Raw genomic sequence first — 13,447 nt, 5'->3', positions numbered from 1 at the left:
CCATGTCCAAACCCGCCACCGTCTTCAAGCGCAGCACCAATCTGCTGTTGCAATTTCTCGCCGAGAATGTCGCAGTGGGCGAGATGCTGCCGACGGAGCAGTTCCTGACCACCATCTGCCAGGGCAGCCGCACGGCGATCCGCAGCGCGATTGCCTACCTGTCGACGCGGCGGCTGATCGGCAGCCCGGCGGACCGGCGCGTGCTGAGGAAGCCCATACCGGGCGACTACTTCGATATCTCCGAATTGCAGTCGGGGGCAGAGCGCATCCAGCAAGTGCTGATGGAGCGCGTGTACCAGCGCGACATGCCGCCCGGCGCGGAATTCTCGGAAGCGGAGCTGGCGCGCGAGGCGGGCGCCAGTACCGTCAGCGTGCGCGAATTCCTGATCGGCTTTTCGCGTTTCGGCCTGATCGAAAAGAAGCCGCGCGGCGGCTGGCGCCTGTGTGCGTTCGATCGCTCCTTCGCGACCGAACTGGCGGACATGCGGCGCATGTTCGAAATGGCGGCCGTGGAGCAGTTTGCGCACCTGCCGCATGGCGATCCGGCGTATGCGGAACTGGCGCGGTTGATCAGGCAGCACGAGAAGCTGGCGGCCAGGATAGACACGCGCCACAACGCCTTTCCGGCGCTGGACCGCGAGTTCCACACCTTCCTGATTGGCCTCTTGAACAACCGCTTCGCGCAGGGCTTCTACGATATCGTCTCGTTTGTCTTCCACTATCACTACCAGTGGGACAAGGGCGAGGAAAAGGGCCGCAACCAGTACGCGGTGCAGGAGCACCTGGCCATCTTGCGCGCGCTGGCGGAGCACGACATACCGAAGGCGCTCGAGGCCATGCGCTCGCACCTGGATTCCTCGCGCCGCACCATGCTGTCCTCGATCGGCACGCGCGAAAAACTGAGCCAGCCAGGCGTCTAGCCATCCTGGCCGGGGAGGGTGCGCCATGAGCCTCGCTTCCCAGCCTGCCAGCCTGCTGTTGATGTCGCCCGAGGATAACTGCCTGATCGCCAGGACAGCCCTGGCCTGCGGCGACATCGTCGCCATCGATGGCCAGTCCGTCACCCTGGCGCAAAACATCCTGATCGGCCACAAGGTGGCGCGCCGCGCGCTGGCCGTGGGCGACAAGGTACTGCGCTACGGCGCCCTGATCGGCAGCATTACCGCCCCCGTCGCCATCGGCGAGCATATCCATACGCACAACCTGGCAAGCGATTACATCCCCACGTTTACCCTGGGCCAGGACGGCCACCATTTCCTGGACAAGGACGATCAAGCATGAACGCTCCCGTAACGACACCCGCCCTGTCGGGCTACCTGCGCGCCGATGGCCGCAAGGGCATCCGCAATATCGTGGTGGTGGCCTATATGGTCGAATGCGCGCACCACGTGGCGCGTCTGATGGTCAACGCCTTTCCCGGCCAGCCCGTGCACCTGATCGGTTTTACGGGCTGCTTCCCGAACGAATACGCGGACCAGGTGATGCGCCGTTTGCTGACGCATCCGAACGTGGGCGCCGTGCTGCTGGTATCGCTGGGCTGCGAAGGTTTCAATAAATATGGACTCTCCAGCGCGGTGGCCGACAGCGACCGTCCCGTCCACACGATCACCATCCAGGAAAACAGCGGCACGCGTCCCAGCGTGCGCAGCGGCACGGAATGGATAGGCTGGGCGTTGGAACACCTGGCGCAGCAGGAGCGCGTGCCGATGGGGATCGATGAACTGGTCGTCGCCACCATCTGCGGCGGCTCCGACAGCACCAGCGGCATCAGCGCCAACCCGGCCGTCGGCGTGGCTTTCGACACCCTGATCGCGGCCGGCAGCCCCTGCATCTTCGAAGAGACGGGCGAACTGGTGGGCTGCGAATACCACATGCAGCGGCGCGCCGTCAGCCCGGAGCTGGGCAATGCCATCGTCGAAACCGTGGCCAAGGCGGCCCGCTACTACACCATCATGGGCCATGGCAGCTTCTCGCCGGGCAACGCCGATGGCGGCCTCACCACGCAGGAAGAAAAGTCGCTGGGCGCCTACGCCAAGAGCGGTTCCTCGCCCATCGTCGGTATTTTGAAACCGGGCGACCAGCCGGCCGGCGGCGGCCTGTACCTGCTCGACGTGGTGCCGGACGGCGAGCCGCGCTTCGGTTTTCCGAACGTGTCGGACAACGCGGAAATCGTCGAACTCATTTCCTGCGGCGCCCACATCACCTTGTTTACCACGGGCCGCGGCTCCGTGGTGGGCTCGGCGATTTCGCCCGTCATCAAGGTGTGCGCCAATCCGCAAACCTTCGAGCGCCTGGCCGACGACATGGATATCAACGCCGGCAAGATCCTCACGGGCGAGGCCACGCTGGAAGAAGTGGGCGCCGAGATCGTTGCCGCCGTGCTGAACGTGGCCAACGGAGAACTGAGCCGCTCGGAAGACCTGGGCCACCAGGAATTCGTGCTGACCTATAAACAATTCGACGCGGTGGGGCCAGGTTGCTTCCCGCTGCGCGCTGCTTGAGGGCTGAATTCATGGATGTCACACAATTGCGTACCTTGCCGCGTAGTGGTCTGTCACTGCCCTGCATCGGCATGGGCTGCGCGCCGCTGGGCGGCCTGTACCAGCCGCTCAGCGACGCGCAGGCGCGCGCTACGCTCGATGGCGCCTGGGATGCCGGCGTGCGCTTCTTCGACACGGCACCGTTCTATGGCTATACCCAGTCCGAACACCGGCTGGGCGCGGCGCTGCGCGAGCGGCCCCGCAATGCATTTGTGATCAGCACCAAGGTGGGACGGTTGATGCGGCCCGACGCCTCCGTGCACCCCGGCGACGACGGCTTTGCCGCGCCGCTGCCGTTCCGCCCCCGTTACGACTATACGTATGACGGCGTGCTGCGTTCGCACGACGACAGCCTGCAGCGACTGGGGCTGGATCGCATCGACATCCTGTTCGTGCACGATATCGGCAAGGTCACGCATGGCGAACACGATCAGCAATACTGGCGCCAGCTGACGGCCGGTGGCGGCTTTCGCGCGCTGGACCAGCTGCGCGCCAGCGGCCAGGTGAAAGCCGTGGGCCTGGGCGTCAACGAATGCGACGCCGTGCTGCGGGCGATGGCGGAATTTGACCTCGATTGCACCTTGCTGGCAGGCCGCTACACCTTGCTGGAGCAGGCATCGCTGTCGCCGCTGCTGGACCTGTGCGTGGAGCGCGGCAACGCCATCGTGATCGGCGGCCCGTTCAATTCGGGCGTGCTGGCCGGGAACGGCAAATTCAATTACGCCGATGCGCCGGCCGCGATACTCAAGCGCGTGGCGCGTCTGGACGCCGTCTGCCGCGACTTTGGCGTGCCGCTGCAGGCCGCGGCACTGCAGTTTCCGCTGGCCCATCCGGCCGTCGCTTCCTGCATCCCGGGCGGCCAGGACCTGGCGCAGCTGCGCCAAAACCTGGCCTGGTTCGCCACACCGCTGCCCGACGCCCTGTGGCTGGCGCTGCGGGAAGCGGACCTGCTCGATGCGCGCGCGCCGCTGCCTGCGGGAGTGGCAGCATGATGCGCATCGACGCCCACCAGCACTTCTGGCAGCTGGCCGCGCGTGTCGGCAACTGGCCGCCGCCATCCCTGGCCGCCATCCACCGCGATTTTGCGCCCGCCGACCTGGCGCCCCTGCTTGCCGCACACGGCATAGCTGGAACCGTGTTGGTGCAGTCCCTGCCGTCCGAAGACGATACGCACTGGCTGCTGGCGCTCTCCGAAAAAAGCAGCTTCATTCGCGCCGTCGTCGGCTGGAGCGATTTGCTGGCGCTTGACGCGCCGGCCAATATCGCCCGCCTGGCGTCGCAACCGAAGCTGAAAGGCTTGCGGCCCATGCTGCAGGAACTCGAAGACGATGCATGGATCGCCGATCCCGCGCTGGCGCCGGCTTTGACGGCCATGCTGGAACACGGCTTGCGGCTGGACGCGCTGGTGCTGCCGCGCCACTTGCCCGCGCTGCTGCATTGCGCGCGCGATTATCCGCTGCTTCCCATCGTGATCGACCATGCGGCCAAGCCGCCGATTGCCGATGCCGCCTTCGGCCACTGGCGCGAAGACATGGCGCAGCTGGCCGCGCTGCCGAACGTGCACTGCAAGCTGTCCGGGCTGGTGACGGAAGCGCGGCCCGGCTGGCGCGTGGACGATTTGCAGCCGTATGTACGGCACGTGCTGGATGTATTCGGTCCCCGGCGCGTGATCTGGGGCAGCGATTGGCCCGTGGTGGACCTGGCCGGTGGCTATGCGGCGTGGCTGGCCGCCAGCGAAGCACTGCTGGCGCATCTGGGGCAGCAGGACAGGAACGATATTTTTGGCCTCAATGCACTGCGCTTTTACGACATCAACCAGGAAACGCCATGAAAAGAATGGGCATGGTCATCGGCATCGCGCCGGAGCGCATCGCGGAATACAAAACCCTGCATGCCGCGGTCTGGCCACAAGTGCTGGCAAGGCTGGCAGCCGCGCATGTCAGCAATTATTCGATCTTCCTGCGCCAGCCGGAAAACCTGCTGTTCGGCTACTGGGAATACCACGGCGAGGATTTTGAAGCCGACATGGCGGCCATCGCCGCCGACCCTGAAACGCAGCGTTGGTGGACCTTCTGCGCCCCATGCCAGCTGCCCCTGGCCTCACGCGCCGAGGGCGAGCATTGGGCGATGATGGAGCAGGTTTTTTACCTTAGTTAGCAAAAATCCAGGGTCAGACCCGCCGGGTCTGACCCCAGTACTTAAGGTGTTGGGTTGAAAGTATAAAAATATGGAGATGAAATGACCGCCAGACTACAAGGCAAAATCGCCCTGCTCACCGCCGCAGGCCAGGGCATCGGCCGGGCCACGGCCGAAGCATTCGTGCGCGAAGGCGCCACGGTGATCGCCACCGATATCAACCAGGCGCAGCTCGACGCGCTGAAAGAGGCGACGGGTTGCGCCATCCGCCTGCTTGACGTGACCGATGGCGCGGCGATCATCGCGCTGGCCGACGAGATCGGCCCTGTCGATATCCTGTTCAACTGCGCGGGCTTCGTCGATGGCGGCACTATCCTGGAATGCGACGATGCTGCCTGGGACCGTTCCTTCGACATCAACGCCCGCTCCATGTACCGGCTGATGCGCGCCGTGCTGCCCGGCATGCTGGCCAGGGGCGCCGGCTCCATCGTCAATATGTCGTCGGTGGCGTCGAGTGTGAAGGGGGCGCCGAACCGCTTTATCTACGGCACCTCGAAGGCGGCCGTGGTGGGCATGACCAAGTCGGTGGCGGCGGATTTCGTCACGCGCGGCATCCGCTGCAATGCGATCTGTCCCGGCACCATCGAGTCGCCCTCGCTGAAGGAACGCATTGCCGCCCAGGCGTCAACGACAGGCGTGAGCATCGCTGAAGTGCAGGCCGCGTTTGTCGCGCGCCAGCCGATGGGCCGCGTCGGCAAGGCCGATGAAATCGCCGCCCTGGCTGTGTATCTGGCCTCCGACGAATCCGCCTTCACCACCGGCATGACGCACGTCATCGACGGTGGCTGGTCCAACTGATTACTACAACGAGAGAACCACATGAAACTGATGCGTTATGGCGCCAAGGGCGCTGAAAAACCTGGACTGATCGATGCCAACGGCGCCGTGCGCGATCTGTCCGGCATGCTGTCGGATATCACGGGCGCGACCCTGGGCAAGGATGGCCTGGCGATCTTGGCGGCCCTCGATATCGCCAGCCTGCCGGTGGTGGCCCATCCCGGCCGCATCGCGCCGCCGTGGAAGGGCGTGGGCAAGTTCCTGTGCGTGGGCCTGAACTATGCCGACCATGCGGCCGAGTCGGGCATGGCCGTGCCGCCGGAGCCGGTGCTGTTCATGAAGGCCACCAGCGCCATCATTGGCGCCAATGACGCCGTGGTGATGCCGCAGGACTCGAAGAAAAGCGACTGGGAAGTGGAGCTGGGCGTGGTGATCGGCACCACCGCGCGCTATGTATCGGAAGCGGATGCACTGTCGCACGTGGCCGGCTACTGCGTCGTCAATGACGTGTCCGAACGTGAATACCAGCTGGAGCGCGGCGGCCAGTGGGACAAGGGCAAGGGCTGCGACACCTTCGGCCCGATCGGCCCGTGGCTGGTGACGGCCGACGAAGTGGCGGACCCGCAAAACCTGGGCCTGTGGCTGGAAGTCAACGGCAAGCGCGTCCAGGACGGCAATACCAAAACGATGGTCTTCGGAGTGGCCAACCTGGTCAGCTACATCAGCCGTTTCATGACCTTGTACCCGGGCGACATCATCAGCACCGGCACGCCGCCGGGCGTAGGCATGGGGCAGAAACCGTCGGCCGTCTACCTGAAACCGGGCGACACCATGCGCCTGGGGATCAGTGGCCTGGGTGAACAGCGGCAGACTGTGCATGCCTGGAATCCGGAACTGATCGACAGTTAAACGAGTGACAGACCGACACGCCGCCAAGATGCTCAGACATCGGCGTGCCGGCCTATGGCAGTGGAGTGGAGGAGACACACCATGATTCAATCCGAAGAGATACTGGCGCTGAACAAGGTCAGCAAGCGCTTTCCCGGCGTGCTGGCGCTCGATAACGTCAGTTTCAGCCTGCGCAAGGGCGAGGCGCATGCGCTGTGCGGCGAAAACGGCGCCGGCAAGTCCACCCTGATGAAGGTGATGAGTGGCGTATACCAGGCCGACGAGGGGGAACTGGTCTACAAGGGCAAGGTGTGCAGTTTTGCCTGCAGCGTGGATGCGGAGGCGGCCGGCATCGCCATCATCCACCAGGAACTGAATTTGATCCCGCACTTGAGCGTGGCGGAGAATATTTTCCTGGCGCGCGAACCGGTGCGCGGCATTTTTATCGACCGCAAAAAAATGCACGCCGACGCGCAGGCGCTGCTGGATCGTTTAAAACTGCGCATCGACCCGCGCCAGCTGGTCAAGAACCTGTCCTGTGCGCAGCAGCAGATGGTGGAAATCGCCAAGGCGCTGTCGCTCAATACGGAAGTGCTGATCATGGACGAGCCCACGTCCTCGCTGACGGAAAGCGAGACGGGCCAGCTGTTCGACATCATCAATGAACTCAAGCGCAACGGCGTGAGCGTGGTCTACATCTCGCACCGCCTCGAGGAGATGCAGCACATCATCGACAGGGTGACGGTGCTGCGCGACGGGAAATTCGTCTGCACCGACGATTTTGCCGCCACCACGCTGGACGCCATCGTGGCAAAGATGGTGGGCCGCACCCTCGACGAAAAGTTTCCCGACCGCGTCTCGACGCCGACCGATGACGTGCTGCTGCGCGTGACCGATTTGCACCGCAAGGACGTGTTCGGCCCGCTGAGCTTTGATTTGCGGCGCGGCGAGATCCTCGGCTTTTCCGGCCTGATGGGCGCGGGACGCACGGAAGTGGCGCGCGCCATCTTCGGCGCAGACCCGCTCACCGGTGGCGCGATCCATCTGGGCGACATGGAAGTGACGATCGCCAGTCCCATCGACGCTATCGGACACGGCATCGCCTACCTGTCGGAAGACCGCAAGAGCCACGGCCTGGCGATCCGCATGTCGGTGGCGGCCAACCTGACCTTGACTAATGTATCTGGGCTGGCGAACCGTTTCGGCTTCATCGATTTCGCCAGGGAAGAGGCTGTGGCGCAGCAGTATATCGCGGCGCTGGGCATCAAGACGCCGACCTCGAAACAGATCGCGCGCAACCTCTCCGGCGGCAACCAGCAAAAGATCGTCATCAGCAAATGGCTGTACCGCGAATCGAAAATCATCTTTTTCGACGAACCCACGCGCGGCATCGACGTGGGGGCCAAGTTCGCCATCTACCAGTTGCTCGACAAGCTCGCGTCGGAAGGCATCGGCGTGGTGCTCATCACGTCCGAGCTGCCCGAGATCATGGGCATGACGGACCGGGTGGCCGTGTTCCATGAAGGGCGCATCAGCGGCATCGTCAATACGCGCGAGTCGTCACAGGAAGAGATCATGCAACTGGCGTCGGGGCGCGTAGTCAGTTCCACCCTTGGCCAGGCGGCAGTCACAAAAACAGAAAGCTTAAAAAAATGAATAAAGAACTGATACAAAAATTCGCCGCGCTGGGCAGCCTGTCGCTGTTGTTGCTGGTGTTTTCCCTGACCAGCAACGCCTTTTTCTCCGTCAGCAACGGTATGAGCGTGGCCTTGCAAGTCACGTCGATCGCCTACCTGGGCATTGCCGCCACCTGCGTCATCATCACGGGCGGCATCGACCTGAGTTCCGGCTCCGTGCTGGCGCTGGCCGGCGTGGCCGCCGCGCTGCTGGTCAAGAGCGGCGTGCCCGTGCCGGTCGCCATGCTGGGCGGCGTCGTGGTGGGCGCCATGTGCGGCGCCGTCAACGGCTTTTGCATCACGCAGTTGAAACTGCCGCCCTTCATCGCCACGCTCGGCATGATGCTGATCGCGCGCGGCCTGGCGCTGCAGGTGACGGGCGCGCGCGCCATTTCCGGCCTGGGCGATTCGTTCGGCGAACTGGGTAACGGCGTGCTGTGGCGCATCGAGCGCGACACGGGCGGCACCTTTCCCGAAGTCGTCTTCCCTGGCATTCCGTATCCGGTGGTACTGATGGTGGTGATCGCGGTGGCCGTCTCCATCATGCTCAGCCGCACCACCTTTGGCCGGCATATCTATGCGGTGGGTTCGAATGCGGAAGCGGCGCGCCTGTCGGGCGTGAAGGTGGGCCGCGTGACCCTGCTGGTGTACACCTTGTCCGGCGCTTTGTCTGGCTTGACGGGCTGCGTGCTGATGTCGCGCCTGGTGACGGCGCAGCCGAACGAAGGCGTGATGTACGAACTCGATGCGATCGCCAGCGCCGTGATCGGCGGCGCCTCGCTGATCGGCGGCATCGGCACCATTTCCGGCACCGTCATCGGTTCCTTCGTCATCGGCATCCTGCGTAACGGCTTGAACATGAACGGCGTATCGAGCTTTATCCAGCAAATCATTATCGGACTGGTCATCTTGCTGACCGTCTGGATCGATCAGAAGCGCAACCGCGCCTGAAGCAGTAGCTGAAAGTAGTCACACCCATAAATCTATAATTAAATGAGGACGACAATGAAAACCTTCAAAGCCTTCAACACCATCTTGCTCGGTCTGTCGACCGCAGCATTTGCCCTGAGTTCCAGCGCTGCCTTCGCCGCCCCGGGCGAGATCGCCGTGATCGTCAAGACGACCAATTCCAACTACTGGCAAAACGTCAAGAAGGGCGCCACGGCCAGCGCCGCCGATGCCAAGGGCTACAGCCTGACCTTCCAGGGGCCTGCATCGGAATCGGCCATTGCCGACCAGGTCAGCATGGTGGAAAACGCCGTCACGCGCAAAGTGGCCGGCATCGTGCTGGCCGCGTCGGACCCGGACGCGCTGGTGCCGGCCCTGAAGAAGGCGTGGGAAGCGAAGATTCCCGTCGTGCTGATCGATTCGCTGGTGGCCGAGAGCGGCAAGCGCTACTACCAGTCCTTCCTGTCGACCGACAATGAAGCGGCCGGCGAGCAAAGCGCCAAGGCCCTCATTTCGCAGGTCGGCAAGACGGGCAAGATCGCCGTCATGTCGTATGTGGCCGGCGCCGGTTCAGAGACGGGCAGGGTGGGCGGCTTCAAGCGCTATATTGAAAAGAACTCGCAGCTGCAGATCGTCGGCACGTATTATTCGCAGTCGCAGATGGCCACGGCGCTGAACCAGACGACCGACGTGCTGGCATCGAACCCTGACCTGAAGGGCATCTTCGGCGCGAACGAGCCGACAGCCGTGGGCATGGGCCGCGCCATCGCGCAGGCGGGCAAGGCCGGCAAGGTGATCGCCGTGGGCTTCGACGGCAATGAAGATCTGAAAAACTTCGTCAAGGACGGCACCCTGTATGCGACCGCCGTGCAGGGCTCGTACTCGATGGGCGCGCTGGGCGTGAAAACCCTGGTCAGCCTGATCGAAGGCAAGAAGGTCGCGCCGTTCGTCAACACGGGCGTGGTGATCGTCACCAAGGCCAATGTCGACCTGCCGGAAGCGAAGAACGTTTTATATTGAGGATCAGCTGATCGTCAGGCGCTGCTTCAATTCCTTGAGCAGCGTGCCGGTCTTCGCAGTCAGCTGGCGCGCCAGCGGCCACGCCAGGGAAAGGGGCAAGCCTGGCGTGGCGCAGGCAGGCAGTACTTCGACGATGGCGCCGCTGGCCAGGTGCTCCTGCACCAGCCAGGTCGCCTGCTGCGCGATGCCCAGGCCGGCCAGCACGGCGGCCGTCTGCGCCTCGGCGTCACCCACCGTCAGGCGTGGATGGACCGCGCGCCGCTCCACCCCGTTCTCGCCGGCAAACAGCCACGGCGCCGCCGTGCCGTCGCCGCGTCCGTAGGCGATGCAATCGTGGCCATCGAGATCGGCGATGGACGCGGGCGTGCCGCGCCGCGCCAGGTAGGCGGGCGCCGCGCAAAAGATCAGGCGCTCTTCGCCTAACTGCATCTGCCCCAGCGTTTGTGACCAGCTGCCCGGCGCGCCGATGCGCACGGCGATATCGATGCGCTCCTCGAACAGGTCGACGAAGCGGTCGCTGAAGGCGATCGACGGCTGCAACTGGGGATATTTTTCGCACAGATCAATCAGCGCCGGCATCACGCGCATGCGGCCATACGAGGCCGGCACGCCGATGCGCACCTTGCCCGCCAGTTCCGTCGCCTGTTCGCCCAGCACCTCTTCCGCGTCCATCAGTTCTTGCAGCACGCGCTTGCAGGTGGCGTAATAGGCGCGGCCAGCGTCGCTCAGTTTCAGCCGGCGGGTGCTGCGCTCGAACAGCAGCACGCCCAGCCGTTCTTCGAGGCGCGCGACGCTCTTGCTGACAGCCGAGCTGCTCAGGTGCAGGCGTTCGGCCGCCCTGGTAAAACTACCCGCGTCGGCCGTGGCGAGGAAGGGTGTGAGGCCTTTCAAATGTTCCGATGAAAACATGATTCGCGAATTTTATTCATGAATAAGGTGAAATAGTATCGCGGATAAGAATTGGTGTCGCGGATATGATGGATTTTTCTTTCGGAGGCACTCTCTCATGCAAAAACACGCTCTCATCATCGGCGCCAGCGGCGTCATCGGCAGCAAGCTGGCCACGCATCTGTTGGCGCAAGGCTGGCAGGTGACGGGCGTCTCGCGCGGCCGCACGCCAGTGCCCGCCGGCTGCGTAGCGCTGCCGCTCGATGCGACGGATGGCGCGGCTGTCGCCGCCGCCCTGGCCGGCCTGGACGCCAGCCACGTCTTCTTCACGGCCTGGGCGCGCCAGGCCAACGAGCAGGAAAATATCCGCGTCAACGGCGCCATGGTGGCCAATGTGCTGGCCGCGCTGGGGCCATCTGGCCACCTGCGCCATGCGGCGCTGGTAACGGGCCTCAAGCACTATCTGGGGCCGTTCGAGGCGTATGGACAAGGAGCAGTGCCCGTCACGCCGTTCCGCGAAGAGCAGGGCCGCCAGGACGTCGAGAATTTTTACTATGCACAGGAAGACCGCCTGTTCGCAGCGGCCGCCCAGTACGGTTTTACGTGGAGCGTGCACCGCCCGCACACCATCATCGGCTACGCGCTGGGCAATGCCATGAACATGGGCCTGACCCTGGCCGTGTACGCGAATTTGTGCAAGGCCAGCAGCCAGCCCTTCGTCTTTCCCGGTTCGCCCGCGCAGTGGCATGGCTTGTCCGACATGACGGACGCGGGCCAGATTGCGCGCCACCTGGCGTGGGCGGCTGACAGCCCCGCCGCGCGCAATGAAGATTTTAATATCGTCAATGGCGACGTGTTCCGCTGGAAGTGGTTGTGGCCGCGCCTGGCCGCGTACTTCGGCGTGGCAGCGGAGGACTTGCCCGTGACCATGGCGCCGCTGGCCGACCGCATGCAGGATGCGCCCGCGCAATGGCGTACCATCGCGCAGCAGCATGATCTGGTGGAAACGGACATCGGCCGCCTCGCCTCCTGGTGGCATACGGATGCCGACCTGGGACGGCCGATGGAAGTGATGACGGACATGGGCAAGAGCCGCAAGGCGGGCTTTCTTGATTACCAGGATACGCAGGATGCCTTCTTCAATCTGTTCGAAAAGTTGAAGGCGGAGCGCGTCATTCCGCGCTGACCTGCTCCGCTGCGGCCGGTGGCGGGGCTGCCGCTGCCGCCGCATTGCTCTTGTGTTGCTGCGCCCGCTGCCATTCCAGGCCCGGGCGGTCGACGCGAAATTGCAGCAGGCGTCCCTGCACCACTTCCGTCACATACGCCGTGCGTCCATCGGGGCCGCCAAAGGTGATGTTGCTGGGCTTGGCGCCGGGCACGCTGATCTCGCGCAGGATGCGGCCCTGCGGCGACAGTTTGATCACGCTGCCCTTGCCGTAGCGCGTCACGTACAGGTTGCCATCGACGTCCACGCGCATGCCATCCATGCCGAAATCGTCAAACTTGATCAGCAGGCGCTTGCCGCTCAGGCTGCCATCTGCGGCGATGTCATATATCCAGATATTGCGCTGCACGCTTTCATTCACATACAAAATCTTGCCGTCCGGGCTCACTTCGATGCCGTTGGCCGTGCCCATGGTGTCGAGCGCCAGCGTCACCGTGCCATCGGCCGCGATGCGCCACACGTGGCCCGTGTTTTCCTTCCAGTTCGGGTCGCTCGCATACAGCACGTCATCGGCCGTGATGGCGATATCGTTCGGTTGCGTCATGCGCGGCTCGTGCGCGTGGATGGACAGCGTGCGCGTGGCCGGATCGACCAAGTAGATCGTGTGTTCCATGTAGTCGGCCACATACATCTGCCCCCGGCTGCCGAAGCGGATGCCGTTGGCGATGCTGGTGCCGGGCAGGCTCATCCACACCTCGCCGCTGCCATCGGGACGCACCTTGCCGATGGTTTGCTGGCGCGCAAAGTTGACGGCATAGATATTGCCATCCGCATCGACGGCCGGGCCTTCGATACCCTTGGTGAAGGAATGCGCGGGCGTGAAGGTGGTGGTGAGGAACAGCGCTTCGTGCGCGGGCGGGCTGGCGCAGGCGGACAGGTTGGCCAGCGCGGCGGCCAGCACGGCGGTGCGCAGCCAGGGCAGGGCGTTTCGGGAATCGGACATCAAGGCTCTCTGTATGGCAAGGGTGGCGTATGTTACCCGACGCGCGCCAGCCGGGGCGCCAGTCTAAGCCTCACCCCAGGCCGCCACCCTAGGCCGCCACCACGACCAGGTCGGGAAAGTCATCCTGCCAGTCAGCCCATGCATCCTGCAAATGCGCGTGCATGCCGGCGCGTTCTTGTGCCAGATCAAATTCGTCGGCGCTGGCCAGCAGAAAATGGGCTATGGCGCGCAGGGTGGCGGGGTCGGCGTGGATGGTGACGTCGGAGCAGGGCAGAGGGCGTTCGGACGGCGCGTCTTGCAGATAGCAGTGCAGGGAAAGGTGTGTTGTCATGGGTGTCAATTGTCA

15 protein-coding genes are annotated in these 13,447 nt (G+C 64.1%); 12 read left to right on the top strand and 3 right to left on the bottom strand.

Annotated features, from left to right (window positions below):
* Positions 1 to 2: 2 nt before the first annotated feature.
* The 11 genes from ACQ4W0_RS03545 to ACQ4W0_RS03495 all read left to right on the top strand — a co-directional run bounded on the left by ACQ4W0_RS03545 (position 3) and on the right by ACQ4W0_RS03495 (position 10,045).
* On the top strand, positions 3 to 920 hold the full coding sequence (locus ACQ4W0_RS03545) for a GntR family transcriptional regulator (protein ID WP_436575521.1): 918 nt from the start codon (positions 3 to 5) through the stop codon (positions 918 to 920).
* A 25-nt stretch (positions 921 to 945) separates the two neighbouring features.
* The gene (locus tag ACQ4W0_RS03540; RefSeq protein ID WP_436575520.1) at positions 946 to 1,281 is read left to right on the top strand and encodes a UxaA family hydrolase; all 336 of its coding nucleotides are present in this window, start codon (positions 946 to 948) and stop codon (positions 1,279 to 1,281) included.
* On the top strand, positions 1,278 to 2,501 hold the full coding sequence (locus ACQ4W0_RS03535) for a UxaA family hydrolase (protein ID WP_436575519.1): 1,224 nt from the start codon (positions 1,278 to 1,280) through the stop codon (positions 2,499 to 2,501). Before ACQ4W0_RS03540 ends, ACQ4W0_RS03535 begins: the two co-directional genes overlap by 4 nt.
* Positions 2,502 to 2,512: 11 nt before the next feature.
* Positions 2,513 to 3,532: an aldo/keto reductase gene (locus tag ACQ4W0_RS03530; protein ID WP_436575518.1), complete on the top strand. Its 1,020-nt coding sequence runs from the start codon at positions 2,513 to 2,515 to the stop codon at positions 3,530 to 3,532.
* Positions 3,529 to 4,371 (top strand): amidohydrolase family protein, encoded by an 843-nt coding sequence (locus ACQ4W0_RS03525; RefSeq protein ID WP_436575517.1) that lies wholly within the window; start codon positions 3,529 to 3,531, stop codon positions 4,369 to 4,371. The genes ACQ4W0_RS03530 and ACQ4W0_RS03525 overlap by 4 nt, the downstream gene beginning before the upstream one ends.
* 11 nt (positions 4,372 to 4,382) lie before the next feature.
* Entirely contained in the window at positions 4,383 to 4,697 is a 315-nt protein-coding gene (locus ACQ4W0_RS03520; protein ID WP_436575516.1) for an L-rhamnose mutarotase, read from the top strand.
* An 81-nt stretch (positions 4,698 to 4,778) separates the two neighbouring features.
* A complete protein-coding gene (locus tag ACQ4W0_RS03515) occupies positions 4,779 to 5,534 on the top strand; it encodes an SDR family oxidoreductase (protein WP_436575515.1) in 756 nt (251 codons plus the stop codon).
* A 21-nt stretch (positions 5,535 to 5,555) separates the two neighbouring features.
* Positions 5,556 to 6,422 (top strand): fumarylacetoacetate hydrolase family protein, encoded by an 867-nt coding sequence (locus ACQ4W0_RS03510; protein ID WP_436575514.1) that lies wholly within the window; start codon positions 5,556 to 5,558, stop codon positions 6,420 to 6,422.
* 81 nt (positions 6,423 to 6,503) lie between these two features.
* Entirely contained in the window at positions 6,504 to 8,057 is a 1,554-nt protein-coding gene (locus tag ACQ4W0_RS03505) for a sugar ABC transporter ATP-binding protein (protein WP_436575513.1), read from the top strand.
* Positions 8,054 to 9,028, top strand: a complete 975-nt coding sequence (locus ACQ4W0_RS03500; RefSeq protein ID WP_070257549.1) for an ABC transporter permease — start codon at positions 8,054 to 8,056, stop codon at positions 9,026 to 9,028. The genes ACQ4W0_RS03505 and ACQ4W0_RS03500 overlap by 4 nt, the downstream gene beginning before the upstream one ends.
* Before the next feature lie 84 nt (positions 9,029 to 9,112).
* Positions 9,113 to 10,045 carry an ABC transporter substrate-binding protein gene (locus ACQ4W0_RS03495; protein ID WP_436575830.1) on the top strand — a complete coding sequence of 311 codons (933 nt, stop codon included), beginning with the start codon at positions 9,113 to 9,115 and terminating at the stop codon, positions 10,043 to 10,045.
* Between the two features lie 3 nt (positions 10,046 to 10,048).
* Here ACQ4W0_RS03495 and ACQ4W0_RS03490 read toward each other — a convergent pair whose 3' ends face one another.
* Complete coding sequence (locus ACQ4W0_RS03490; RefSeq protein ID WP_436575512.1) at positions 10,049 to 10,954, bottom strand: LysR family transcriptional regulator; 906 nt, start codon at positions 10,952 to 10,954, stop codon at positions 10,049 to 10,051.
* A gap of 97 nt (positions 10,955 to 11,051) precedes the next feature.
* On the opposite strand from ACQ4W0_RS03490, the gene ACQ4W0_RS03485 reads away from it, so the two are divergent.
* On the top strand, positions 11,052 to 12,119 hold the full coding sequence (locus ACQ4W0_RS03485; protein WP_436575511.1) for an SDR family oxidoreductase: 1,068 nt from the start codon (positions 11,052 to 11,054) through the stop codon (positions 12,117 to 12,119).
* On the opposite strand, the gene ACQ4W0_RS03480 is transcribed toward ACQ4W0_RS03485, so the two are convergent.
* Entirely contained in the window at positions 12,106 to 13,101 is a 996-nt protein-coding gene (locus tag ACQ4W0_RS03480; RefSeq protein ID WP_436575510.1) for an SMP-30/gluconolactonase/LRE family protein, read from the bottom strand. The genes ACQ4W0_RS03485 and ACQ4W0_RS03480 overlap by 14 nt on opposite strands.
* 88 nt (positions 13,102 to 13,189) lie before the next feature.
* Positions 13,190 to 13,432, bottom strand: coding sequence for an Imm32 family immunity protein (locus tag ACQ4W0_RS03475; protein ID WP_436575509.1), 243 nt, complete (start codon positions 13,430 to 13,432; stop codon positions 13,190 to 13,192).
* Positions 13,433 to 13,447: the final 15 nt, after the last annotated feature.

This window comes from Janthinobacterium breve (assembly GCF_051380895.1).
Classification (GTDB): domain Bacteria; phylum Pseudomonadota; class Gammaproteobacteria; order Burkholderiales; family Burkholderiaceae_D; genus Janthinobacterium.
The sequence above is the reverse complement of the archived record's forward strand: the minus strand, read 5'-3'. Positions and strand labels throughout refer to the sequence as shown.

Bases quoted from the DNA above. Each gene is read 5' to 3' on its own strand.
- ACQ4W0_RS03505 (WP_436575513.1), top strand. From the start codon at position 6,504: ATGATTCAATCCGAAGAGATACTGGCGCTGAACAAGGTCAGCAAGCGC.
- ACQ4W0_RS03490 (WP_436575512.1), bottom strand. From the start codon at position 10,954: ATGTTTTCATCGGAACATTTGAAAGGCCTCACACCCTTCCTCGCCACG.
- ACQ4W0_RS03545 (WP_436575521.1), top strand. From the start codon at position 3: ATGTCCAAACCCGCCACCGTCTTCAAGCGCAGCACCAATCTGCTGTTG.
- ACQ4W0_RS03500 (WP_070257549.1), top strand. From the start codon at position 8,054: ATGAATAAAGAACTGATACAAAAATTCGCCGCGCTGGGCAGCCTGTCG.
- ACQ4W0_RS03525 (WP_436575517.1), top strand. From the start codon at position 3,529: ATGATGCGCATCGACGCCCACCAGCACTTCTGGCAGCTGGCCGCGCGT.
- ACQ4W0_RS03515 (WP_436575515.1), top strand. From the start codon at position 4,779: ATGACCGCCAGACTACAAGGCAAAATCGCCCTGCTCACCGCCGCAGGC.
- ACQ4W0_RS03540 (WP_436575520.1), top strand. From the start codon at position 946: ATGAGCCTCGCTTCCCAGCCTGCCAGCCTGCTGTTGATGTCGCCCGAG.
- ACQ4W0_RS03520 (WP_436575516.1), top strand. From the start codon at position 4,383: ATGGTCATCGGCATCGCGCCGGAGCGCATCGCGGAATACAAAACCCTG.
- ACQ4W0_RS03535 (WP_436575519.1), top strand. From the start codon at position 1,278: ATGAACGCTCCCGTAACGACACCCGCCCTGTCGGGCTACCTGCGCGCC.
- ACQ4W0_RS03510 (WP_436575514.1), top strand. From the start codon at position 5,556: ATGAAACTGATGCGTTATGGCGCCAAGGGCGCTGAAAAACCTGGACTG.
- ACQ4W0_RS03530 (WP_436575518.1), top strand. From the start codon at position 2,513: ATGGATGTCACACAATTGCGTACCTTGCCGCGTAGTGGTCTGTCACTG.
- ACQ4W0_RS03475 (WP_436575509.1), bottom strand. From the start codon at position 13,432: ATGACAACACACCTTTCCCTGCACTGCTATCTGCAAGACGCGCCGTCC.
- ACQ4W0_RS03485 (WP_436575511.1), top strand. From the start codon at position 11,052: ATGCAAAAACACGCTCTCATCATCGGCGCCAGCGGCGTCATCGGCAGC.
- ACQ4W0_RS03480 (WP_436575510.1), bottom strand. From the start codon at position 13,101: ATGTCCGATTCCCGAAACGCCCTGCCCTGGCTGCGCACCGCCGTGCTG.